The organism is Haloarchaeobius amylolyticus (genome assembly GCF_042678045.1).
Taxonomy (GTDB): Archaea; Halobacteriota; Halobacteria; order Halobacteriales; family Natrialbaceae; genus Natrinema; species Natrinema amylolyticus_A.
This window is the reverse complement of the sequence record NZ_JBHUDI010000001.1, coordinates 459,995-480,880: the sequence shown is the minus strand read 5'-3', so window position 1 is coordinate 480,880 and position 20,886 is coordinate 459,995. Positions and strand designations below refer to the sequence as shown.

Annotated in this window: 25 protein-coding genes, 2 tRNA genes and 1 pseudogene; 10 read left to right on the top strand and 18 right to left on the bottom strand. The window is 64.9% G+C overall.

What is annotated here, in order from left to right; all coding sequences use genetic code 11:
* Nucleotides 1–47 precede the first annotated feature (47 nt).
* Nucleotides 48–1,586, top strand: coding sequence for a TrkH family potassium uptake protein (locus ACFR99_RS02450; protein WP_390284024.1), 1,539 nt, complete (start codon nt 48–50; stop codon nt 1,584–1,586).
* Between the two features lie 34 nt (nt 1,587–1,620).
* Here the strand turns inward: ACFR99_RS02450 and ACFR99_RS02445 are convergent, their stop codons facing one another.
* Together ACFR99_RS02445 and mvk are read right to left on the bottom strand one after the other, a co-directional pair.
* Entirely contained in the window at nt 1,621–2,361 is a 741-nt protein-coding gene (locus tag ACFR99_RS02445) for an isopentenyl phosphate kinase (RefSeq protein ID WP_390284022.1), read from the bottom strand.
* Nucleotides 2,358–3,347, bottom strand: a pseudogene (gene mvk / locus ACFR99_RS02440) (mevalonate kinase); the annotation flags it as partial. The gene ACFR99_RS02445 and the pseudogene mvk, both read right to left, overlap by 4 nt.
* A gap of 139 nt (nt 3,348–3,486) precedes the next feature.
* Between mvk and ACFR99_RS02435 the strand changes: the two are divergent.
* From ACFR99_RS02435 to ACFR99_RS02420, 4 genes are all read left to right on the top strand, one after another.
* On the top strand, nt 3,487–4,416 hold the full coding sequence (locus ACFR99_RS02435; RefSeq protein ID WP_390284020.1) for a phosphate/phosphite/phosphonate ABC transporter substrate-binding protein: 930 nt from the start codon (nt 3,487–3,489) through the stop codon (nt 4,414–4,416).
* 11 nt (nt 4,417–4,427) lie between these two features.
* The gene (locus tag ACFR99_RS02430; protein WP_390284018.1) at nt 4,428–5,129 is read left to right on the top strand and encodes a phosphonate ABC transporter ATP-binding protein; all 702 of its coding nucleotides are present in this window, start codon (nt 4,428–4,430) and stop codon (nt 5,127–5,129) included.
* 103 nt (nt 5,130–5,232) lie between these two features.
* Nucleotides 5,233–6,081 carry a phosphonate ABC transporter, permease protein PhnE gene (phnE, locus tag ACFR99_RS02425; protein WP_390284167.1) on the top strand — a complete coding sequence of 283 codons (849 nt, stop codon included), beginning with the start codon at nt 5,233–5,235 and terminating at the stop codon, nt 6,079–6,081.
* A 138-nt stretch (nt 6,082–6,219) separates the two neighbouring features.
* On the top strand, nt 6,220–7,143 hold the full coding sequence (locus ACFR99_RS02420) for a thiamine-phosphate synthase family protein (protein ID WP_390284016.1): 924 nt from the start codon (nt 6,220–6,222) through the stop codon (nt 7,141–7,143).
* 117 nt (nt 7,144–7,260) lie between these two features.
* Here the strand turns inward: ACFR99_RS02420 and ACFR99_RS02415 are convergent, their stop codons facing one another.
* From ACFR99_RS02415 to moaA, 15 genes are all read right to left on the bottom strand, one after another.
* On the bottom strand, nt 7,261–7,677 hold the full coding sequence (locus ACFR99_RS02415) for a DUF7344 domain-containing protein (RefSeq protein ID WP_390284014.1): 417 nt from the start codon (nt 7,675–7,677) through the stop codon (nt 7,261–7,263).
* A gap of 172 nt (nt 7,678–7,849) precedes the next feature.
* The gene (gene rpsB, locus ACFR99_RS02410; RefSeq protein ID WP_373618920.1) at nt 7,850–8,659 is read right to left on the bottom strand and encodes a 30S ribosomal protein S2; all 810 of its coding nucleotides are present in this window, start codon (nt 8,657–8,659) and stop codon (nt 7,850–7,852) included.
* On the bottom strand, nt 8,656–9,861 hold the full coding sequence (gene eno / locus ACFR99_RS02405; protein ID WP_390284011.1) for a phosphopyruvate hydratase: 1,206 nt from the start codon (nt 9,859–9,861) through the stop codon (nt 8,656–8,658). The genes rpsB and eno overlap by 4 nt, the downstream gene beginning before the upstream one ends.
* Nucleotides 9,858–10,043: a DNA-directed RNA polymerase subunit K gene (locus ACFR99_RS02400; protein WP_008012923.1), complete on the bottom strand. Its 186-nt coding sequence runs from the start codon at nt 10,041–10,043 to the stop codon at nt 9,858–9,860. Before ACFR99_RS02400 ends, eno begins: the two co-directional genes overlap by 4 nt.
* Before the next feature lie 2 nt (nt 10,044–10,045).
* The gene (locus tag ACFR99_RS02395; protein ID WP_008012920.1) at nt 10,046–10,240 is read right to left on the bottom strand and encodes a DNA-directed RNA polymerase subunit N; all 195 of its coding nucleotides are present in this window, start codon (nt 10,238–10,240) and stop codon (nt 10,046–10,048) included.
* 12 nt (nt 10,241–10,252) lie between these two features.
* The gene (locus tag ACFR99_RS02390) at nt 10,253–10,651 is read right to left on the bottom strand and encodes a 30S ribosomal protein S9 (RefSeq protein WP_390284009.1); all 399 of its coding nucleotides are present in this window, start codon (nt 10,649–10,651) and stop codon (nt 10,253–10,255) included.
* Nucleotides 10,645–11,094 (bottom strand): 50S ribosomal protein L13, encoded by a 450-nt coding sequence (locus ACFR99_RS02385; protein WP_390284007.1) that lies wholly within the window; start codon nt 11,092–11,094, stop codon nt 10,645–10,647. Before ACFR99_RS02385 ends, ACFR99_RS02390 begins: the two co-directional genes overlap by 7 nt.
* Nucleotides 11,091–11,444 (bottom strand): 50S ribosomal protein L18e, encoded by a 354-nt coding sequence (locus tag ACFR99_RS02380; RefSeq protein WP_130501348.1) that lies wholly within the window; start codon nt 11,442–11,444, stop codon nt 11,091–11,093. The genes ACFR99_RS02385 and ACFR99_RS02380 overlap by 4 nt, the downstream gene beginning before the upstream one ends.
* Before the next feature lie 86 nt (nt 11,445–11,530).
* Nucleotides 11,531–11,615, bottom strand: a tRNA-Leu gene (locus ACFR99_RS02375).
* A gap of 130 nt (nt 11,616–11,745) precedes the next feature.
* Entirely contained in the window at nt 11,746–12,495 is a 750-nt protein-coding gene (locus ACFR99_RS02370) for a DNA-directed RNA polymerase subunit D (protein WP_390284005.1), read from the bottom strand.
* Between the two features lie 3 nt (nt 12,496–12,498).
* Entirely contained in the window at nt 12,499–12,888 is a 390-nt protein-coding gene (locus ACFR99_RS02365; protein WP_008012909.1) for a 30S ribosomal protein S11, read from the bottom strand.
* 3 nt (nt 12,889–12,891) lie between these two features.
* Nucleotides 12,892–13,413 carry a 30S ribosomal protein S4 gene (locus tag ACFR99_RS02360; protein WP_390284003.1) on the bottom strand — a complete coding sequence of 174 codons (522 nt, stop codon included), beginning with the start codon at nt 13,411–13,413 and terminating at the stop codon, nt 12,892–12,894.
* Nucleotides 13,413–13,934: a 30S ribosomal protein S13 gene (locus ACFR99_RS02355; RefSeq protein WP_390284001.1), complete on the bottom strand. Its 522-nt coding sequence runs from the start codon at nt 13,932–13,934 to the stop codon at nt 13,413–13,415. Before ACFR99_RS02355 ends, ACFR99_RS02360 begins: the two co-directional genes overlap by 1 nt.
* A 73-nt stretch (nt 13,935–14,007) precedes the next feature.
* Nucleotides 14,008–14,090 (bottom strand) — tRNA-Ser (locus tag ACFR99_RS02350).
* 190 nt (nt 14,091–14,280) lie between these two features.
* Nucleotides 14,281–15,288 (bottom strand): GTP 3',8-cyclase MoaA, encoded by a 1,008-nt coding sequence (moaA, locus tag ACFR99_RS02345; RefSeq protein ID WP_390283999.1) that lies wholly within the window; start codon nt 15,286–15,288, stop codon nt 14,281–14,283.
* A 153-nt stretch (nt 15,289–15,441) separates the two neighbouring features.
* On the opposite strand from moaA, the gene ACFR99_RS02340 reads away from it, so the two are divergent.
* The 5 genes from ACFR99_RS02340 to ACFR99_RS02320 all read left to right on the top strand — a co-directional run bounded on the left by ACFR99_RS02340 (nt 15,442) and on the right by ACFR99_RS02320 (nt 19,426).
* Nucleotides 15,442–16,098: a helix-turn-helix domain-containing protein gene (locus ACFR99_RS02340; RefSeq protein WP_390283997.1), complete on the top strand. Its 657-nt coding sequence runs from the start codon at nt 15,442–15,444 to the stop codon at nt 16,096–16,098.
* Nucleotides 16,099–16,231: 133 nt separating this feature from the next.
* Nucleotides 16,232–16,447 carry a hypothetical protein gene (locus tag ACFR99_RS02335; protein WP_390283996.1) on the top strand — a complete coding sequence of 72 codons (216 nt, stop codon included), beginning with the start codon at nt 16,232–16,234 and terminating at the stop codon, nt 16,445–16,447.
* A 163-nt stretch (nt 16,448–16,610) separates the two neighbouring features.
* A complete protein-coding gene (locus ACFR99_RS02330; protein ID WP_390283994.1) occupies nt 16,611–17,216 on the top strand; it encodes a flavin reductase in 606 nt (201 codons plus the stop codon).
* Entirely contained in the window at nt 17,213–18,409 is a 1,197-nt protein-coding gene (locus ACFR99_RS02325) for a M20 family metallopeptidase (protein ID WP_390283992.1), read from the top strand. The genes ACFR99_RS02330 and ACFR99_RS02325 overlap by 4 nt, the downstream gene beginning before the upstream one ends.
* Nucleotides 18,410–18,418: 9 nt before the next feature.
* A complete protein-coding gene (locus ACFR99_RS02320) occupies nt 18,419–19,426 on the top strand; it encodes a hypothetical protein (RefSeq protein WP_390283991.1) in 1,008 nt (335 codons plus the stop codon).
* On the opposite strand, the gene ACFR99_RS02315 is transcribed toward ACFR99_RS02320, so the two are convergent.
* A complete protein-coding gene (locus ACFR99_RS02315; RefSeq protein WP_390283989.1) occupies nt 19,423–20,883 on the bottom strand; it encodes an RtcB family protein in 1,461 nt (486 codons plus the stop codon). The genes ACFR99_RS02320 and ACFR99_RS02315 overlap by 4 nt on opposite strands.
* Nucleotides 20,884–20,886 lie beyond the last annotated feature (3 nt).

Genomic DNA, 20,886 nt, shown 5'->3' with positions numbered 1-20,886 from the left:
GCCGTTAGATATCGTGTACAGGCGTGATTGCGCGAGTGAGGTGTGTTATGCGACTTCGCACTGAGTGGCGCGACAGCGTCGCACTCGTCGGGACTGTTCTCACCTACCTCTCCGTTCCGCTCGTGGTTCCCCTCGCCGTGGCGCTCGTCTACGGCGAGTCCACGTTCCCGTGGCTGGCGACGATCGCGCTGACGATCGCCGTCGGCTACGGCCTCGAGCAACTCAGCCCCGAGCCGGACCTGCAGATTCGAGAAGCGATGCTGTTCGTCGCGATCTCGTGGCTTGCCGTCGCCGTCGTGGGCGCGGTCCCGTACGTGCTCGCGGGCTGGGGGACCGAGTCGACACTCGCCGATCCCGTCAACGCCGTCTTCGAGTCGATGTCCGGCTTTACGACGACTGGGGCGACCGTCCTCGGGGAGATCTCGGTCGAGCGCCACTCCCACGCCGTGATGATGTGGCGACAGCTCACCCAGTGGCTCGGCGGGATGGGGATCATCGTGTTGATGGTCGCGATCCTGCCGGAGGTCGCCGTCAGCGGTGCCCAGCTCATCGAGTCGGAAGCGCCGGGCCCGGAGCTACAGAAACTGACGCCGCGGATCGCCGAGACGGCACGGATCCTCTGGCTCGTCTACTTCGCCTTTACTGCCGTCTACATCGCGTTGCTCTACGGCTTTCATCTCGCGGGGATGGCACCCAACATGGGACTGTACAACGCGATCGCACACGGGTTCACGACGCTCCCGACCGGCGGGTTCTCGCCCGAAGCCGACAGCGTCGCGGCGTTTTCCGCTATCGTCCAGTGGACGGCGATCCCCTTCATGATCATCGCCGGGACGAACTTCGCCCTGTTCTGGCACGTCTTCAGCGGTGACGGCCATCGCTTCGTTCGAAACACCGAGTTTCGCGCCTATATCGCCGCGATCGCCGGGCTGACCGTCCTCCTCGCTGGAATGCTCTATTCCGGTGCCGCGCCGGCGCTTTCGGGTCTCGGCGGCGTGACCGAGGGCGTCCTCGGGAACTCGCTGCGACAGAGCGCCTTCCAGATCGCATCGCTGTTGACCTCGACTGGCTACGCGACCAGCGACTTCGTCGAGTGGACCTCGACGGGGAAGATCGTCCTTCTGTTTGCCATGCTCGTCGGTGGCTCCGCCGGCTCGACCGGCGGTGGCGTCAAGGTAGTTCGCTGGGTGATCATCTTCAAAGTCCTCCGGCGGGAACTGTTTACAGCCTCTCACCCCGAAGTCGTTCGGCCGGTCCGGCTCGGCGGTAACGTCGTCGACGAGGACGCGATCCGCGGCGTCCTCGGCTTCACCTTCATGTATCTCCTCATCTTCGCCGTCGCGACGCTGTTCATCGCGCTCGATGCCAGCCGCATCGGCTACACGTTGACGCCGCTCGAGGCGTTCAGCGCCAGCCTCGCGACGATCGGCAACATCGGCCCCGGATTCGGCTCGGTTGGCCCCTTCGGAAGCTATCTGGCGTTCCCGGACAGCTCGAAGCTCCTGATGGTCTTTCTCATGTGGATCGGCCGCCTCGAGATCATCCCCGTCCTCGTGCTGTTCACCGGTGGGTTCTGGACCCGCTGAAAACAGTCGTCTCTATTCCGGTTCGTCGTCCCAGTCAGTCGATCGTCGTCCCTGGGTTGTCGCCCGCGAGGAACGCATCCAGCGTCTCGAGTCCGAAGATCGACGCCTCCGCCTCGAGCGCCAGTAATGTCCGCACTTTGCCGGCCATCCCGCCGGTCACGTCGGTGGCCTCGCTGGCCCCGAGGACGTCGGCGACGGCGTCGAAGTCGTCGATCCGGTCGACGACCGTGTCCGAGTCGTCTAACACGCCGGGCACCGTCGAGCAGAGTCCGATCCGATCGGCGTCGAGAGCTGCAGCGAGTTCGGCCACGAGTTCGTCGCCACTGATGACGGTCGCACCCGCGCCCCCGTGGGCGATCACGTCGCCGTGGAGAACGGGGACGAACCCTTCGCCGAGCATTGTCTCGACCTGTCCTGTCGGGAACTCGAGCGCCCCATCGCGATCGCGGTGGCCCGCCGAGAACGGATGGACCGGCACCGCTTGCACGTCGCGCTCGAGCAGCCAACGCAGGACGAACTGATTCAAGGTCTTCATCGCACCGTGGATGTCGAGGGCTGCGTTCGCGTCGTGGGTTCCCTCGGTGGTACTGACACCGTGCTCGCTGGCGTTGTGGTGTCCGAAGCTCCCGCCGCCGTGGACGACGACGAGATCCTCGAGTCCGCCTTCGAGTGCCGCAGCGATCGCGTCGGCAGCCCGCTCGAGTGCGTCGCCGTCGAGCGTCTCCGGGCGGTCCTTCTCGGTAATGACGCTGCCGCCGAGTTTCAGGACGATCATTCGAGCCGTTTCACCCCTTCTTCGGCGAGTTCGGCACGGAACGCGTCCTCACAGCCCGGGGTAAAGGACAGCGCCGTCTCGGTCTCCGGTGTTGGGTCCAGTGCGACGATACAGCCACCACCGCCAGCACCGGTAAGCTTCGCACCGTAGGCACCCGCGTCGCGGGCCGCCCAGACCATCGTATCGAGCGAGCGCGATGAAACACCCAGCGCAGAGAGGAGGCCGTGATTGAAGTCCATCAGCCGGCCAAGCTCTTCGAGATCGCCGTCGGCGAGCGCCTGTTCGCCGTTGCGGACGATGTCACCGATCGCCGCGACAGTGTCGGCCGCGAAGTCGTACTCCTCGCGCAGGTCGCGCACGCCCGCGACCAGCTGACCGGTATCACCCGCGCCGCCGTCGAATCCGATCACGATCGGCAGGTCAGGCGCCGCGAGCGATCGACAGTCGTCGCCTTCGACGCGGACCGCGCCGCCCGTCGCCGAACAGAACGTGTCCGCCCGCGAGGCCTGCCCGTCCTGGACCTGGTGTTCGGTTCGGTAGGCCCGCTCAGCGAGTTCGTCGGACGATAAGGTGACGCCGAGTTCGCGTGCCGCGGCGTCGATGGCTGCGACGACGACCGCTGCGGAGGAACCAAGCCCCGCTCCCAGCGGGATGTCGCTCTCGATCGTCACGTCGAAGCCGACGTCGTCCTCGCCGGTCACGTCGCGAACCTGTTCGATCGCCTCGTCGACGTAGCCCATCGCGGCGCTGATCAGCGATTCGGAGACGTCGACGTCCGGCCCGTTCCCCGGCGTGCCGTCGTATTCGACGGTAAAGCCGTTTAGACTGAGGTCTTCGGCGTGGACGCGGAGTTTGCCGTCGTCGCGACGCTGTACCTCGACCCGCGCTCGCCGCTCGATCGCACACGGGACGGCGGGCTCGCCGTAGACGACCGCGTGCTCCCCGAACAAATACACCTTGCCGGGAGCGCTCGAGAGTGTCATGCCCGGCCGTTCGTACGTCGATGGTTAATAGCTATCTGTACTCCGCGAACGAAGGGATCGACGCCGGGCTCGAACGGGACGCGATCGAGTGAGATGCGACGGTATTCGTGAGTGTTATCAGTCAGTGGTGGCGACTGGAGCTATGAACCGACGAACGTATCTCGGACTCATTGCAGGTAGCGCTACCATCGGCGCTGCGGGGTGTCTCGGCGACACGGAGATCGACAGCGACGAACACCCGGTCGGCGCATGGGCGAACGGGACGATCGAGTTCGCCCTCCCACCGTTTCAGGACGCAGAGGAACTCGAGCAACAGTACGCGGGGACGTTCGAGTGGCTCGCCGACGGGTTCGAGGAAGTCGACTCGGTCGAGGGAACGCCGACGACCAGTTACAGCGCGGTCGTCGAGAGCGTCGTCCAGGGCCATACGGAGCTGGCGAACCTCTCGCCGATCATCTACGTCCTCGCACGGGACGAGGGGATCCACCCGCTGGCGATCAACTGGTCCCACGGCAGCGACGCGTACCACTCGTATATCGCTACGCGGGCCGAGACGGATGTCGAGACGCTCGCCGACTTGGAGGGGGCGACGATCGCGATGGTCGACCCCCTGAGCTCGAGCGGCGGGATGTTCCCGCGGTACATGCTCGCCGAAGCCGGTCTCGACGCAGGCGACATCGACACCGAGCCGGCTGACTTCGACATCGAGTGGTCGTTCGGCCACGACGCCGCGCTCCAGGCGCTCGAGAACGGCCACGTCGACGCGGCAGCCTACGGCGACTTCCAGCATCCGGACGACGACGCGATCGTCAAACTCGCCGAGAGCGATCCCATCCCGTTCGATCCGATCGTTGCCAAACCGGAGACCCCCGAGTCTGTCCGCGAGCAGTTGAGTGATCGGCTGCTCGAGACGCCCGACGACGCGCTCGAAGACCATCGTGTCGATCGGTACGGTCCCGTCGAGGCCGGGACGTACGACCCGGTTCGGAACGTCGCCGAAGAGATGGGCATCGAGATCGCGGACCTCGAGGAGGACTCGGACGGAGAAGACGACGACAACGAATCCGCATAAGCCACGCGCCGATGCTCAGCGTTACCGCCCTCGAGAAACGCTACGGGGACGAGGTCGCGGTGAGCGGTGTCGATTTCGATCTCGAGCCCGGCGAACTGACCGTCCTGATCGGACGCTCGGGTGCCGGCAAAACGACGCTGTTGCGCTGTCTGGACGGGCTCGCGGAGCCCGAGTCGGGGACGATCCGACTCGACGGTGACCGGATCGATCCGACGGACGTTGCGCTCGTCTTTCAGGCGGGAGCGTTGATCGACGGCAAGTCTGCACTCGAGAACGTCCTCGATGGCGCACTCGGCCGCGAGCCGGTCTGGCGGGAAGTGCTCGGCTGGCACGCGGCCGGCGAAAAGCGGGCGGCGATCGAGCGACTGCACGCCGTTGGACTGGCCGGCGACGCGGATCGGCGCGTCGGCGACCTCTCCGGTGGGGAGCGCCAGCGCGTCGGCATCGCTCGCGCGCTTCAGCAGGAGCCTCGCGTGTTGCTCGCGGACGAGCCGGTCGCGTCTCTCGATCCCGCAACGGCCCGGTCAGTCCTCAAGCGGCTCGCCACCGTCGTTCGTGACCGTCACCTCGTCGGATTCGTCAGTCTCCACCAGCCTCGGCTCGCCGATGACGTCGCCGACCGGTATCTGGGCCTATCCGACGGCCGCGTAGTGCTAGACGCTCCCAGTAGCGACGTCGACGACGCGCGCATCGCGGAGGTATACGATGGCTGATCACGACGCTGGCGATCCCACGGAATCGGCAGACGGCACCGCAAACGTGGGCCGAAGGGAGACAGTGGGGGACCCGAACGCCGGCCGAGCGACCGGAACCGGGATGACAGCCGAGATCGACGCCGAATTCGATCGGATCCAGGAGCAGTGGCGGCGTCGAATGGGGGTTCGCCTCCTCCTCGTCGCTGGACTGCTCCTCGGTGTCGTCGTAACTGCCCGTTGGCTCGGCTTCGATCTCACCTACCTCTATGCACACCGACACAACTTCGCATCGGTCCTCCTCGAGGAGATGCTGGCCCCGACCCAGCTCTGGGAGCAGTTACGTGGTGATGCGCCGACGTTGGTTCCGGCAGCGATCGAGACGCTCGCGATCGCCGCCGTCGGGACCGCGATCGGCTTGCCGCTGGCGCTGTGTTTCGGCGTGCTCGCGGCGAGCAACGTCACGCCGCGGCTCGTCTACGGCCCGACGCGGCTCTTCCTCGGCGGAATCCGCGCGGTCCCGAGCATGGTGTATGCACTGTTGTTCGTGATCCTCGCAGGGCTAGGCCCCGTCGCCGGGACCCTTGCGATCGCGATGGGGACGATCGGTGATCTCGGCCGGCTGTTCGCCGACGAGATGGAAGAGATCGACCGCGATCCCGTCGACGCCGTCGTCTCGAGCGGGGCGGGCATCGTTGCTACGACGTCCGCCGCGCGGCTGCCCCAGGTGATGACGGCGTACGTGGCCTGGACGCTGTTCTACCTCGAACTCAACGCGCGGAAGAGTTCGGTGCTCGGTATCGTCGGCGCAGGCGGAATCGGCTATCCGTTGATCATGGCGTTTCGTGCCCGCAACTACACTCGGGTGATGGCGGCCATCGTCGCGATCCTGGTCCTCATCGTGGGTGTGGAGACGGTAGCAAATGCCCTTCGAGACTATCTCGATGCGGACCGCCGGACGTCTCGGACGTGACCGCACGTCTTGTCTGAGACACCTGGCGACACACGCCCTCCGCATCATCGATGCATCTGCCGTCTGAAACCGGTGGTGGACCAACTGTGAGGACGTGCGGTAGTCGGACTTATGTCGTTGCGCTCGAACGTCGGTCGTATGTCGCTCGTCTTACCGAGTGAGCTCGTCGTCGATCGGTTCCTGCCGACCGTACGGGCGATGCTGGCCACCCGACTCGCCGACCGCGGGCTCACCCAGCGGGAGATCGCCACCGAACTCGGCGTGACCCAGGCCGCCGTCAGCAAGTACGTCGGCGGCGAGAGCGGCGGCGACGATCGGTTTCGCGACGATCCCGAAACCGTCGCGACCGTCGATCGGATCGCCGATGGCCTGGCAAGCGGCGAGATGGATGGCTACGACGCGCTCGCCGAACTCCTCGCGTTGGTTCGCAGCCTCGAGGATCGCGGCCCCATCTGCGAACTCCACGAAGAAGCGATGCCCGAGCTACAGGGACTGGGCTGTGATCTCTGCGTTCGTGGGCTCGATCCCGACGTGCGTGCCGAGCGGGACGTGCTCGCGAACGTCCGCACCGCCGCGCGGACGCTCGCCTCGATTCCCGGCATGGCCGACTCGATCCCGAACGTCGGAACGAACGTCGGCATGAGTCTCCCCGATCCCGGCGATGAAACCGACGTCGCCGCGATTCCGGGCCGGATCTACGCCATGGGCGGCCGGATCGAGATTCCGGCCAACCCCGAGTTCGGTGCCTCGAAACACGTTGCAACGGCGATTCTGGCCGCCAACGCGGTCGAACCGAGTATCCGCGGCGCGACCAACGTCGCCACCGACGACGACCTGCTCGCGGCTGCCAGGGAACTGGGCATCGACCCGCTCGAGTTCGACGCGGACTACGAGGATCGCGGCGAACATCTCAGACAGCGATTCGAGGACCGCGGGACGGTCCCTCGCGTCGCCTACCACCGCGGCGCGTTCGGGATCGAACCCGCGACCTACGTCTTCGGCGCGACGGCCGTCGACGCCGCCGAACTGGTCGCGCGGCTGCTCGAGGACAACTCGTCGTGAGAAACCGCTCTAGAAACAACTGAAACGATTCACACACTGATCGCACAGCTGTCGTGCGATCAGGTGTGTAGTGACTGCCAGTGACTACTATCGTTCACCGTCGATTTCGGGTCTGGCTCACTCGTTGCCGCCGGGTTCTGAATGATCGCCCGCTCGCTCCTGCTCGAGCGAGTCACAGCCGATGACCAGTCGGTCCGGAATCTCCGTGGCGTTTGCATGGAGGCTTTCGAGCACGACACTCACCTGCTCGAAATCGGGGCCACGATACGCTCGTAGCGGATCGGATTCCCAGTGGACGACACCCTCCGCTTCCAGCAGTGGGAGATGGTGGTGGCACAATTGGACCCGCACTCGGTCGGCCGCACTCGAAGCGCTCCTGTCCGCCACCGCTTCCGGGAGTGGGATCGATTCGCCTGCAGGAACGTCGATGAGTTCGTCGACGATCCGCCGCCGCGGTTCAGCGGAAAGGACGGCGAACACTCGATCCCATCGGCGGGTCGCGTCCGCTTGCGTTCGCGACGGTGAACTGACCATACTGCCGTTGATTTGCCTACGCTATAGTAAACCTTGTGGGCGTGTAGCAGTTGACGGCACATGTGTCAGCAAAACAGATCGATTTATCGGTGTCCGTTGTCCGATCCGAGCCCGATCGCTGTCAGGGGACTGCACAGCGGCGAGAAAACGAACAGCGCCGATATCGAACGCCTTAGACCGTGCTCTCGAAGTCCTCGAGCGAGTAGGACGGCTCTGCGCCGCGGCGGTCGAGGACCTCGTTTGCGAGCAGCCAGTAGACGACCGAGAGGGCCTTGCGACCCTTGTTGTTCGTCGGAACGACGAGATCGACGTTACTGACCTGGTTGTTCGAGTCACACATCGCGATGACCGGGATGCCCACTGTGATGGCCTCCTTGACGGCCTGGGCGTCGCCGATCGGGTCCGTGACGACGAGCACGTCCGGCTCGATGTAGCCGTCGTACTTCGGGTTCGTCAGCGTGCCCGGGATGAAGCGGCCGGTGCGGGCGCGTGCGCCCACGGCCTCGGCGAACTTCTCCGCGGGGAAGCGACCGTACTGGCGCGAGGATGTGACCAGGATCTGTTCGGGGTCGTAGTTGGCGAGGAAGTCCGCGGCCGTGCGGATACGGCCGTCGGTCTTCGAGACGTCCAGCACGTAGAGACCGTCGGTCCGGACGCGGTGGATGAACCGCTCCATGTCGTCGGTCTTCTGCTGGGTCCCGATGTGAACACCGGCGCCGAGGTAGTCCTCGACGGGGATCAGCAGGTCCGCTTCCTCGTCGGACATGACGTCGTCGTCGAGGGTCGGACCGGCGTCTTCTTCCTCGGCGGCGTCGTCGGCTTCTTCGGCGTCGGCCGCGGGTGCTCCCTCGGCGTCGGCGGGCTGTTCGTCTACTGGCTCGACGTCCTCCTCGGCGGCGGGGCCAGCCCCTTCGGCTGGCTCCTCGTCGATGTCCTCCTCGGCGGCGTCGAGCCCTTCCTGAGTTGCGTCGTTTTCTGTCATGTCGCGTCGTCTGCGATTCGAATGAGCTCGTTGAGCTTTGCGGTTCGCTCGCCGCCGACGGCACCCGTCTTGATGTAGGGGGCGTCGGTCGCGACGGCGAGGTGTGCGATCGTCGCGTCTTCGGTCTCGCCCGACCGGTGGGAGACGACCGAGTCGTAGCCGCTCTCGGTCGCGAGTTCGATCGCGTCGAAGGCGTCCGTCAGCGTCCCGATCTGGTTTGGCTTGATCAGGATGCTGTTGGCCGCGTCGCGATCGATTCCCTCGACGAGACGGTCGGTGTTCGTGACGAACAGGTCGTCACCGCAGATCAACGTCCGATCGCCGACTTTGTCGGTGAGGTCGGCGAAGGCGTCGTAGTCGTCCTCGTCGAGCGGGTCCTCGACGTAGACGAGGTCGTACTCTTCGACGAGGTCGGCGATGTATTCGATCTGCTCGTCGGTGTCGCGGCTCCCGTCGCTGTACTCGTAGGTACCCGAGTCGGCGTCGTACAGCTCCGCGCCGGCGACGTCGAGGCCGAACTTGATCTCGAAGCCGACCTCGTCTTCGACCAGCGAAACCGCCTCGTCGACGATCTCGAACGCCTCGCCGTCGTCGATCGACGGTGCCCACGCGCCCTCGTCGCCCTTGCCACAGGGGACGCCGCGTTCGGACAGCAGGTCCGAGACGGCGGCGTGGACGGCGGCGTTGGCGAAGACGGCGTCTTCGACGCTCGGTGCACCGACGGGTGCTGCCAGGAACTCCTGGATATCGGTCGCGTCGGCGGCGTGTTCGCCACCGCCAACGACGTTGCCGAGCGGAATCGGGAAGTTCGCGCCACGGAACGTGCCACCGAGGTGCTGGAACAGTGGGGCACCGAGCACGTCGGCACCGGCCTTCGCGCCGGCCATCGAGATGGCGACCGCGCTGTTGGCACCGATCTCCGAGAAGTCGTCGGTGCCGTCTGCGGCGTGCAGTGCGGCGTCGACGTCACGCTGGTTGCCCGCGTAGACCTCGCCGACGAGTCGGGGGACGGCGTGTTCTCGAGCCGCGGCGATCGCCTCGCTCGGCGGTCGCTCGACGGCTTCGTACTCGCCGGTACTGGCCCCGCTAGGTGCTGCAGCACGGCCGAACCCGCCGCTTTCGGTCACGACGTCGGCTTCGACCGTCGGGTTGCCTCGCGAGTCGAGGATGCGTCGCAGTCGGATGTCCGTGATGAGCGTCATTTTCGATCGTACCCCCGCTTGACGGTAAACGGTAGCACGCCAGCGTCGTACTCCTCGGCGGCGATGAGGATCGGTTCCGTCTGCTCGGTCTCGATCAACACCGGTGCGCCGTAGGAGACCTGCAGCGCTCGCGCGCCGAGGATGCGTGCTTTCTCGTAGCGGTTGTGCTGTTGTTGTTGCATTGTTACTGGTACGGGGAGACGATGTCGACCAGGTCTTTGTGACTGACGAGCATCCGCCGACAGCAGTAGCGGTCGACGCCGAGTTCGTCGAGGACCTTTTCGGGGTCCTCGTCGCCCTCGTTGGCTCGTTCGTCGAACTCCTCCCAGTGTTCGCCGACGACGTTACCACAGGTGAAACACCGGACCGGTACCATCATGCCTGAATCACCTTAGCGGTAGGACTTCTGGTAGCGCGCCCGAGCGCCCGGGCCGCCCCATTTCTTGGGTTCGGACTGGCGAACGTCGTTGACCAGCAACGACCGGTCGAACTCCATGAACGCGTCACGGAGTTCGGCGTCGTTCGTGTGCTGGACGATGCCGCGTGCGATGGCGGTGCGGACGGCGTCTGCCTGCCCGCTGATGCCGCCACCCTCGACGCGAACGTCGATGTCCATCTCACTACGCAGGTCCTCGCCGACGATGCGGAACGGCTCGAGCATCTTGAGCCGGGACATCTCGGGTTCGACCAGTTCGACGGGCTGGGAGTTGATTCGAACGCGACCCTCGCCCTCGTGGACCGTCGCTCGCGCGACGTCCGTCTTTTTCTTGCCACTCGTGTTGGTTACCATGTGACGTTAGCACCTAACTGTTCGGACACTTCGTGTAGGTGGACGAAGCGGATGTTCGACAGGCGATCCAGCGACGTTCCCTCGAGCACTTCCGAGTCGCGGTCGTCGTCGTTCTCGTAGGGGTTGCCGACGTAGACGCGGACGCTGTCGAGCGCTTCGCGGCCGCGCGGTTTCTTGTACGGCAGCATGCCGCGGACGGACCGCTTGAAGATCGTGTCCGGTCGTCGCGGGTAGTACGGCCCGCTGTCCGAGCCGAGCTGCAGTCGCGTACGGTACGTCTCGAAGATGTCTTCTTTGTCGCCGGTGATAACCGCGTCCTCGGCGTTGACGATCGCGACGCGTTCGCCGTCCAGCGCGCGCTGGGCGACTTCGCTGGCGACGCGACCGAGGATGCAGTCACTGGCGTCGACGACGGTATCGGCGTCGAACTCTGCGAGACTCATCGAATCACCCGGACGTCGGAGCCTTCTGGGTTCTCTTCGAGCGCTTGCTCGAGCGGTACTGGCTCGCCGACCTGTTCGATCTTCGTCTCTGCGGACGAAGAGAAGTTGACGGCGGCGACGGTGACGTTTTTCTGTAGTGCGCCGGATCCCAGCACTTTGCCGGGAACGACGACAGTCTCTTCTTCGCGTGCGTACCGCTCGATGCGGCCCAGGTTCACCTCAGCGTGGGTGCGCCGGGGCTTCTCGAGTCGATCCGCAACGTCTCGCCAGACGTCGGCGTCCTCTTCGCGGGACGTCGACTTCAGCTCGGCGATGAGATCGGTGAGCCTCGGATTAGTCTTGCTACTCATTGGTTTCCTCCAAATCTGCAACTGCTGGTGCGTCGACGACACGGGAGACTGCGTCGTCGACGGTGGAATCGATTCGTGAGAAGTGATGCAGGGAGCAGGATTTGAACCTGCGGACTCCTACGAGACAGCGCCCTGAACGCTGCGCCGTTGGCCTGACTTGGCTATCCCTGCTCGCACTTCCACGTACCCGTCGCCCCTTCAAACCCCTTTCGATTCCAGTGGACGAGCGATCGCCGATCTCGTCGCTCACGGCGTCGGCGAACGGCGCGTCCTGATCGGGTCGGGGGCGTCGGTTCATGTTCTATAGCTGTACTGCGTCTTCGAGTTCGGTCGCGCGTGCCTCGAGCGTCTCCGCGGCTCGCGTGACCAGTTCGTCGACGGTAAAGGAGCCGTCCGTTTCCACGTGGAAGACGAAGGCGTTGGGGACGTCCTCGACCCGGACCTGCTTGCCAGGGTATCGGTTCGAGAGGTCGTGATCGAACTCGCTTGTCGACACGAGTTCGCCGTCGTCTTCGATCACACCGCGGATGATCCGGCTCTCTTGCTCTTCGAACTCGGGGAGATCACCGTCGACCTCCACGCGCTGGAGGTGTCGGTAGCCGACCGCGACCCCGCCCTGATGTTTGGCGTGGTCTTTCCCGCGGTCGATGACGGCGTCGGCCTCGGCCTCGAGGCGCTGGCCGTCTTTGAGTTCGATGATCGGAACGTTTTCGTCGGCTGGCTGGACGAGCTCGTCGCTCGAGACGAGGTCGCCGGAGTAGGCGGTGGCCGGCCCTTCGACGTCGATCGAGAGCGTGACGGTGTCGTCCTCGGCGAACTCGCCGACCGGCGGCGTCGTCAGTGGGACGAGCCCGAGTCGGAGCGCGAGTTGCTCGTCGAACATGACCGACGAGTTCTCGACGAACCGGACGGTGTCGATCGCCATCGTCGGCACGTCGGCGATCATCGCGCGACGGATGCCGTTGGCGAACGCGGGCGTCACGCCGCGAACGAGGAACCGTGCCTCACGATCCTCGCGTTCGACGAACTCGACGTCGTACTCCTCTGTCATGATCTAGTAGCCGCCCTTGCCTTTGGGTGCGCGCGATCCGTCGTGGGGGATCGGCGTGACGTCCTCGATGCGCCCGATTTCGATGCCCGAGCGAGCGAGCGCGCGGATCGTCGCCTGCGCGCCGGGACCGGGGGACTTCTGGAGGTTGCCGCCGGGGCCACGCACGCGAACGTGCAGACCCGTGATGCCGGCCGCTTTGACCTCTTCGGCGATGGACTCGGCCATCTGCATGGCCGCGTACGGCGACGCCTCGTCGCGGTTCTGTTTGACCGCCGTCCCACCGGAGGACTTGGCGATCGTTTCCGCGCCCGTGAGGTCGGTCACGGTCATGACGGTGTTGTTAAACGATGCGTGCACGTGGGCGATGCCCCACTTGTCGTCGTCCTGGCTCATGGTTTACTGACCCTCCGCGCGTTCGGGGTGAAGTTCGTCCGCGAGCGGACTGTTCTCGTCGAAGGCCACGAGGTCCTCCTCGTCGATGTCGACGACGTAAGAGGGTACGCTGTGGCGCTGACCGTCGACCACGATGTGGCCGTGAGTGATGAACTGACGGGCCTGCTGGGTCGTGTTCGCCAGTCCGGATCGGTAGACGACCGTCTGCAGTCGGCGCTCTAAGACGTCCTCGATCTCGAGCGACAGGACGTCGCCGAGTTCGTCGGTTTCGTTGAGGATGCCGACGCGCTTGAGCCGGCCGAGGAACTCCTCGGAGCGGCGGATGACGGTTTCGTCGTCCTGAGCCTGGCCGAGCAGGTCACGAGCCTCGCGCCGGTAGGAGCGAAGCTCGGACTGGGCACGCCAGAGTTCTTCCTTGTTCTTGAGGCCGTAGCGGTCGACGAGAGAGTGTTCGGAGGCGATGCGTTCACCCTGGTAGGGGTGATTCGGCGTCTCGTACTGCTTGGTATCGGTGCCGAGTGGCATTATTCGCCCTCACCCTCTTCGCCGCCTTCTTCGGCCTGTTCTTCGCGGATCTCTTCGACGTTGACTCCGATGGTGCCCTCCGTACGACCGGTGGACTTGGTGCGCTGCCCACGGACCTTTTGGCCGCGCTTGTGGCGAACGCCCTTGTAGGAGTCGATCATCTTCATCCGGTTGATGTCGTGCTGTCGAGTCAGCTGGAGATCGTTGCCGATCTCGTGAGTCGTCTCGCCGGTGTAGAAGTCCGCCTGGCGGTTGTTGAGCCAGTCGGGGACTTCGTTGGCGTAGTTCTCGACGACCTCGACGACCTCGTCGATGACGTCGTCGTCGAGTCGGCCGAACGTTGCCGTTCGGTCGACGCCCGCTTCCTCGGCGATGAGTCGGGCGGTCCGGCGACCGATCCCGTTCATCTCCGTGAGCGAGCGCTCGACGGACTTCGTCCCATCGAGGTCGGTTTGCCCGATGCGGACGAAGTAGCGGAGATCTTCGTCGTCTTCTTGTTCTTGAGGTTCTTCCGCGCTCATGATGTCGTGTATCTGTCTCTAGTCTGCGTGCGGTGCAAATCGACTGGCGGGAAAACGCCAGCGAAGGTTCCGACGTTGTGGCGGGGATTCGAACCCCGGAGGCTTGACGCCACATGGTTAGCAACCATGCGCCTTGGGCCGCTTGGCTACCACAACACTGTCGGTCTATCATCGCCCTCTCGGACTCGGGGATCGCTCCCCTACACGTAACGCACTCGGTCCTACCCCCGTCGACTACTTAAGCGCAACGAAAGACGGCGGCGGGTTATGTGAGTCCCTCACAGAACCCCTCACGCTCGAGTCGACACTCTACTGGCTCCGATTTCGACAACTGTCGTGAGAGAAATCAGGCTCCAGCGTACTCCTCGATGTACTTCTCGTTTAGCTCCCACTCCCCCTCGTCGTTTCGAACCATGTACTCGCCGTAGTAGGGGACCCGGTTGGCGACGACCTCGCGGAACGCTGCTCGTATTTCGGGTTTGGTCAGCTCGCCCATCGATCTGAGGTCGTCGTTGCGGTTGAGACAGCCCTTGAGATAGCCCTCGTGGGTGACCCGAACCCGATGGCAGTTCGCACAGAACGTCGGGTTCTCGACGGGGTCGACGATCTCGACCATCCCACCGCCGGACCATGAACCGTCATCGGTTCGTTCACCGCCGCCGACCCAGTAGCGCTTGCGATTGTGCATCTCTCGGTGTTCGATCTCGTCGGCCCGCTCGGCCAGCCAGTCGTGGACCCGCTCGATGTCGATGTTCCACTCCGGCTTGCCAGTCAACTCGGGCATGTACTCGATCAACTGCAACTGGAGCCCGTCGTTTTCGGCGACGTGGTCGACCATCTCCGGCACGTAGCCTGCGGTGTGTTCGAAGACGACCATGTTGAGTTTGACCGGGTCCAGTCCCGCCTCGAGCGCCGCCTCGACACCCTCGATGACCTTCTCGTAAGCCCCGCTTTTCGTGATCTCGGCGAAGTCCGCCGGATCGAGCGCGTCCTGGGAGACGTTGACCCGTTCTAAGCCGGCGTCGACGAGGCCCTCGGCACGATCAGGGAGAAAGGAGCCGTTCGTGGTCAGCGAGACCTCCATCTGATCCGGTGTGCGTGCGATGATCTCCTCGAGGTCCTGTCGGAGCAGCGGCTCGCCGCCGGTGAACTTGACCGCGTCGACGTCGAACTCGGCGGCGACCTCGAGAAAGCGGACGACGTCGTCGGTATCCATCTCGTTGTCCGCTGGCTCCATCGGCCCGCGAGTGTCGCCCAATCCTTCGTTGTGACAGTAGACACAGTCGAAATTACACCGGTCGGTGAGAGAGACGCGAACGCCGGTAACCTCCCGCCCGAACTCGTCGGTGAGCATGCTACTCGGTTACATTCGAATCCGCTTAAGTGCGCCGGGCATTTCGCAGTCCCGTAACCGATTTCAGTTTCGTCACTTGCACACGCCAGTCTCTACAGGTCGCGGTGCAGTCACGTCCTCAGTATCATGTCGCTCCGTGTCGTGTCCACCCACATGAGTACCATCGCGGAACTCGCCGTCCCCACCGCCGAGTTCGCACTCCGGGGGACGCTCGAGGCGGTGCCCGACCTCGACGTCGAGGTCGAACGCGTCGTCGCCGCTGATCCGGGCTGCGTCATGCCGTACGTCTGGTTTTCCGGCACTTCATCGGCGCTGGCAGCCGTCGACGACGCACTGGCAGCTGATTCGACCGTCGAAGACGCCACCCGACTCGTCGCTCGTGACGGCGACGTCCTGTACCAGGTCGACTGGGTCGACGACGTCGCTGTCACGGTTCACGTGCTGACCGACGCGCACGCGACCGTTCTCGATGCGGCTGTCGAGAACACGCAGTGGCAGTTCCGGGTGCTCTTCCCGGACCGCGAGGCGCTCTCGCGCACCTACGAGTTCGCGACCGAGCAGGGACTCCCGGTCAAGATCCTGCGCATCCACCGGCTCGAGGAGCGTCGCCACGGCCGGTACGGGCTCACCGACGCCCAGTACGAATCGCTGGTCGCGGCCCTCGAGGCCGGCTACTACGAGATTCCCCGCGAGCGGGACATGGACGAACTCTCGGACGAACTCGACATCTCCCATCAGGCGCTCTCCGAACGGCTTCGTCGCGCCCATCGGACGCTCGTCGAGGAACTCGTCGATATCGGTGAGCTCTAGAATAGTGTCGGACATGTGTCTGTTCGGAACCGTTCCCCTCACTCGGTGCGTCGTCATCGGCACCCTCGAGTCACGTGTGGTGGGTTAACTCGGTTCAAGTGTTACTATATGTCCGCACGTTCCAGGCCGACGTATGGACGACGACATGCTCACAGACCAGCGTCGCCTCGTCGAGCTCATCGAGGCCGAGGGCTGGGAGGTCACCGATCTCGAGCTCTCGGCATATGACAGCCCGTGGGCCGACGAAGACGACCCCGAGGCGACGGTGACGGTCACGGCGCGAAAACCCTACGAGAGCGAGTCGGCTGAAGACGACGGCGACGACGAGAACCCGTTTCGGTTGAAATAGCTGCGCGGGATCGGTGTCATTGGGCCTCGCTCGATCGAATCCGTGGCCGCCGACGGCGATCGGCGGACCGACCGGACTTCAAACGGCTGCGTTATTCCAGGTTTTGGATAACTAACACAACCAGTATGGTCCGTGGGAGTCTATGTGAGCCACGGACAACTGAATGACTCTTTCGAACGATCCCGACCTCATCACGCTGCAGCCGGATCAATCGTTCTTCGAGACGCTGTATACGGCGGCGCCGCTGGTGATCGTCGGGACGCGTGACGAAGACGGGTCGGAAAACCTGGCGCCGAAACACATGGCGATCCCGCTGGGCTGGTCGGACCAGTTCGGGTTCATCTGTACGCCCGAACACGGGACCTACGGGAACGTCGAGCGCACGGGCGCGTTTACCGTCAGCTATCCCCGGCCCGACGACATCCTCGACGCCAGCCTCGCCGCAGCACCCCGGAACGCCGAGGGCGACAAGCCCTCGTTGACGGAAATCGACACGGTCGACGCCGACGCCGTCGACGCGCCCGCCGTGGCCGGCGCCTACGGCGTCCTCGAGTGCGAACTCGACCGGATCGTCGATTTCGCCGATGGCGAACTCATCGCGGGGACCGTCGTCGGCAAACACGTCCATACCGACGCTTACCACAGCGACGACATCGAGCCCGAGACACTGCTCGAGCAGGCCCCGGTGTTGGCACACCTCTATCCCGACCGCTTTGCCGCGATCAGCGAGAGCCAGGCGTTCCCGTTTCCGGAGGGCTTCGAGCGATGACTGCCTCGGAATCGGAACCAGAATCCGCCGCCGAACAGCGGATTCGGGAGTGGGCACACGCGCATCGTGAACCCCTCGCGCAGTACCTCCTCGAGCTGGTCGAGCTGGAGACGCCTACGGAGAACCCCGAGACGTTCGACGACTTCTTCGAGCGGCTGGCGAGTGACCTCCGCGACAGCGGGCTGGAGACCGAGCGCGTTCCGGGCGAGGAGACCGGCGGCCGGCTCGAGGCGTGGACACCGGGTCGGGACGACGCCGACGAAATCCAGCTCGTGATCGGCCACGCGGACACCGTCTGGCCGCTCGGCACCGTCGACGAGAACCCGCCCGAAATTCGAGACGGCGTCCTCGAGGGGCCGGGTGCGCTCGACATGAAAGGCGGCCTGACCCAGGCCGCCTTCGCGCTCCGTGCCCTCGACGAGCTCTCGCTCGAGCCGTCGCTGCCGGTTCACGTCCTCATCTCGAGCGACGAAGAGATCGGCAGTCCCGAATCCAAACCGCGGATCATCGAGCTCGCCAAGCAGGCGAACCGGGTATTCGTGCTCGAGCCCGCCAGCGGTCCCGAGGGCAAGATCAAGACCGCACGGAAAGCGGTCGGCCACTTCACAGTCACGATCGAGGGGAAGGCCGCCCACGCCGGGCTCGAGCCCGAAGAGGGAGCCAGCGCGACGGAGGAACTGGGCACTGTCATTCACCGACTCCACGAACTCACCGACATCGACTCGGGTATCACCGTCAACGTCGGCCAGGTGGAAGCGGGGCTTCGGTCGAACGTCGTCGCACCGGATGCGCGAGCCGAGGTCGACGTCCGCGCACCCACCGACGACGCAGCCGAGGCCGTCGCAGAAGAGATCCGCTCGCTCGAGGCGACGACGCCGGGCACCGAACTGACGATCGACGGCGGGTTCGGACGGCCACCGATGGAGCCGACGGCGGGCAATCGCCTGCTCTGGGAGCGTGTCCAGACACTCGGAGACCGCCTCGGACTCACGCTCGAGGGCACGCGCTCGGGTGGCGCAAGCGACGGGAACGACGCCAGCCGGCACGCCCCCACGATCGACGGGTTCGGCGCGGTCGGCGACGGAGCCCACCAGACCTACGAGTACGTCCAACTCGATGCACTCGTCGACCGGGTCGCACTGCTCGCCGCCTGTTTGCACGACGAACCGTTGTCGACTGACTCACAACCCTGAATTTCAGACATGCACGCAGACGTTCATACCTCAGTTACGCGAATCGCCGATCTCGAGCAGCGCTCGTACGACGTCGAATCTCGGCCCAAGACGGAGTGGGAGACGGGAGATTACGTGTTCGCACGCGTTACCCAACGACCGGCTCCCGGTGTCAGGGTCGAGAACCCGCAGGGGAGACGCGTCGAATTGATGGAAGGTGAGACGATCGTCGGCGCGCTGGGCACCCGTCGCGCGACCCGTGAACTGGTCGGCAGTTGGCGGGACGTCGACGACGACGGACTGCTGAACATTATGACCGGCGGCGGCGTTCTCGGCCGGGTTACCTCGGCCTCGCCGTTCAGCCAGACGCCGGTCGAGGTTGAATACGAGGGTCACGTCGTCGTTGACGGCGATGTCGCCCGAATGTCAGAGTACGGCTTGACGGATGCACCTGCCACGCCCGAGCCCCCGGTCGTCCTCGTCCTCGGCACGAGCATGTCGGCCGGCAAGACGATGACTGGCCGGGTAATCACCCGCGTCCTGGTCGAAAACGAGTACGACGTCGCCGCCTGCAAATTGACGGGCGCGGGCACCTACGGCGACGTGCTATCGATGGAGGTGGCAGGCGCAGACCCCATCTACGACTTCGTCGACGCAGGGTTGCCGACGACGATCGTCCCCGAAGACACCTTCCGGGAGGCCGTCCGGCCGGTCTTCGCCCGACTGCAGGAGGCGGACGTCATCGTCGCCGAGGTCGGTGCCAGCCCACTCGAGCCGTACAATGGGGAAGCCGTGGTCGACATGCTCGAGGAGCACGTCGCGTTTACCGTCCTCTGTGCGTCCGACCCCTACGCAGTCGTCGGGATCGAGGAGGCGTTCGGACATTCACCCGACCTGGTCGCGGGGATCACGACGAACACGACCGCGGGCGTCGACCTCGTCGAGGAACTCGTCGACTGTTCGGCGCTCAACGTCCAGAACGAGGCGGCCAAGGAGCCGCTCGCTGACATGCTGCTCGAGGCGCTCGCCGACGCTTAGCCCTTGATGTTACAGACGGGGAACGTCCGTGCGACCTTGTCGCCGATGCCCAGTTCGTCGGAGACGCGGACGACCTCGTCGACGTCCTTGTAGACGCCCGGTGCTTCCTCGGCGACCGTCGCGCCTGATTGAGCCTTGACGTAGATCTGATCCTGTTCCTCGAGTTCCTGCTGGACGTCGCCGCCCCAGTACTCGTTTTTGGCCTGCGTGCGGCTCATCAGCCGGCCCGCGCCGTGGGCGGTCGACCCGAACGTGAGGTCCAGCGAGTTCTCGCCACCGCGGAGGACGTAGCTACCCGCGCCCATGCTTCCGGGGATGATGATGGGCTGGCCCACGTCCCGGTAGGCTTTCGGGACGTCCGGATGGCCGGCGGGGAACGCCCGCGTCGCGCCCTTCCGGTGGACATAGAGCTCGCGCTCCTCACCGTCGACCGTATGTGTCTCCTTTTTGGCGATGTTGTGGGCCACGTCGTACAACAGGTCCATCTCCATGTCCTCCCACGAGCGGTCGAAGACACCCTCGAAGACCTCGCGCGTGCGGTGCATGATCAACTGACGGTTGACCCACGCGAAGTTGATCGCCGCGTTCATCGCGCCGTAGTAGTCCTCGGCCAGCTGTGAGCCCGCGGGCGCGGCCGCGAGTTCCTTGTCCGGCAGCTGGTTCAACAGCCCCTGGTGTTGCTGCTCGATCTTCCGCAGGTAGTCGTTGCAGGTCTGATGGCCCAGGCCACGCGAGCCACAGTGGATGAGGACGACGATCTGGTCTTCCTCGAGTCCGAACGCCTCGCCGACCGCGTCGTCGAAGACGTCGGTCACGCGCTGGACCTCGAGGAAGTGATTCCCCGATCCGAGCGAGCCGATCTGGTTTTTCCCGCGGTCTTTGGCCTTCTGGCTGATCTTCTCGGGGGCTGCGCCCTCGCGCATCCCTTCGTCTTCACAGTGAAGCAGGTCGTCCTCGACGGCGTAGCCGTTCTCGAGGGCCCAGTCGACGCCGCGGGCGAGGATCTCGTCGACGGTGTCGACGCCGGCTTCGACGACTCCGCCGCCGCCGAGTCCCGACGGGATGTTGGCAAAGAGGGAGTCGACGAGTTCCTCCTCGTGGCCTTTGAGGTCGTCGTAAGTCAGGTTCGTCCGCATCATGCGGACGCCGCAGTTGATGTCGTAGCCGACTGCACCCGGCGAAATACAACCGTTTTCGGCGTCGAGCGCACCGACCCCACCGACCGGGAAGCCATAGCCCTGGTGCCCGTCGGGCATACAGATCGCGTGGTTGGTGATGCCGGGCAGGTGAGTCGTGTTTTTGATCTGCTCTAAGGTCTTGTCCTCCTTGATTTCCTCGAGCAGCGCTTCGCTTGCGAGCACCCGCGCGGGGACACGCATATCGCCCTCCCGTGGGATCTCCCAGACGTACTCGCGCACCCGCTCGAGCGTGATGCCGTTTGCGTCGAAGGTGGTCATACG

Coding starts and splice junctions, on each gene's coding strand:
- ACFR99_RS02330 (WP_390283994.1), top strand. CDS start 16,611: ATGACTCTTTCGAACGATCCCGACCTCATCACGCTGCAGCCGGATCAA.
- ACFR99_RS02415 (WP_390284014.1), bottom strand. CDS start 7,677: ATGGTCAGTTCACCGTCGCGAACGCAAGCGGACGCGACCCGCCGATGG.
- ACFR99_RS02430 (WP_390284018.1), top strand. CDS start 4,428: ATGCTCAGCGTTACCGCCCTCGAGAAACGCTACGGGGACGAGGTCGCG.
- ACFR99_RS02445 (WP_390284022.1), bottom strand. CDS start 2,361: ATGATCGTCCTGAAACTCGGCGGCAGCGTCATTACCGAGAAGGACCGC.
- ACFR99_RS02400 (WP_008012923.1), bottom strand. CDS start 10,043: ATGCAACAACAACAGCACAACCGCTACGAGAAAGCACGCATCCTCGGC.
- ACFR99_RS02335 (WP_390283996.1), top strand. CDS start 16,232: ATGGACGACGACATGCTCACAGACCAGCGTCGCCTCGTCGAGCTCATC.
- moaA (WP_390283999.1), bottom strand. CDS start 15,288: ATGCTCACCGACGAGTTCGGGCGGGAGGTTACCGGCGTTCGCGTCTCT.
- ACFR99_RS02360 (WP_390284003.1), bottom strand. CDS start 13,413: ATGCCACTCGGCACCGATACCAAGCAGTACGAGACGCCGAATCACCCC.
- ACFR99_RS02365 (WP_008012909.1), bottom strand. CDS start 12,888: ATGAGCCAGGACGACGACAAGTGGGGCATCGCCCACGTGCACGCATCG.
- ACFR99_RS02435 (WP_390284020.1), top strand. CDS start 3,487: ATGAACCGACGAACGTATCTCGGACTCATTGCAGGTAGCGCTACCATC.
- ACFR99_RS02450 (WP_390284024.1), top strand. CDS start 48: ATGCGACTTCGCACTGAGTGGCGCGACAGCGTCGCACTCGTCGGGACT.
- eno (WP_390284011.1), bottom strand. CDS start 9,861: ATGACGCTCATCACGGACATCCGACTGCGACGCATCCTCGACTCGCGA.
- ACFR99_RS02315 (WP_390283989.1), bottom strand. CDS start 20,883: ATGACCACCTTCGACGCAAACGGCATCACGCTCGAGCGGGTGCGCGAG.
- ACFR99_RS02390 (WP_390284009.1), bottom strand. CDS start 10,651: ATGGTAACCAACACGAGTGGCAAGAAAAAGACGGACGTCGCGCGAGCG.
- ACFR99_RS02395 (WP_008012920.1), bottom strand. CDS start 10,240: ATGATGGTACCGGTCCGGTGTTTCACCTGTGGTAACGTCGTCGGCGAA.
- ACFR99_RS02370 (WP_390284005.1), bottom strand. CDS start 12,495: ATGACAGAGGAGTACGACGTCGAGTTCGTCGAACGCGAGGATCGTGAG.
- ACFR99_RS02385 (WP_390284007.1), bottom strand. CDS start 11,094: ATGAGTCTCGCAGAGTTCGACGCCGATACCGTCGTCGACGCCAGTGAC.
- ACFR99_RS02340 (WP_390283997.1), top strand. CDS start 15,442: ATGAGTACCATCGCGGAACTCGCCGTCCCCACCGCCGAGTTCGCACTC.
- rpsB (WP_373618920.1), bottom strand. CDS start 8,659: ATGACAGAAAACGACGCAACTCAGGAAGGGCTCGACGCCGCCGAGGAG.
- ACFR99_RS02420 (WP_390284016.1), top strand. CDS start 6,220: ATGTCGCTCGTCTTACCGAGTGAGCTCGTCGTCGATCGGTTCCTGCCG.
- phnE (WP_390284167.1), top strand. CDS start 5,233: ATGACAGCCGAGATCGACGCCGAATTCGATCGGATCCAGGAGCAGTGG.
- ACFR99_RS02325 (WP_390283992.1), top strand. CDS start 17,213: ATGACTGCCTCGGAATCGGAACCAGAATCCGCCGCCGAACAGCGGATT.
- ACFR99_RS02355 (WP_390284001.1), bottom strand. CDS start 13,934: ATGAGCGCGGAAGAACCTCAAGAACAAGAAGACGACGAAGATCTCCGC.
- ACFR99_RS02320 (WP_390283991.1), top strand. CDS start 18,419: ATGCACGCAGACGTTCATACCTCAGTTACGCGAATCGCCGATCTCGAG.
- ACFR99_RS02380 (WP_130501348.1), bottom strand. CDS start 11,444: ATGAGTAGCAAGACTAATCCGAGGCTCACCGATCTCATCGCCGAGCTG.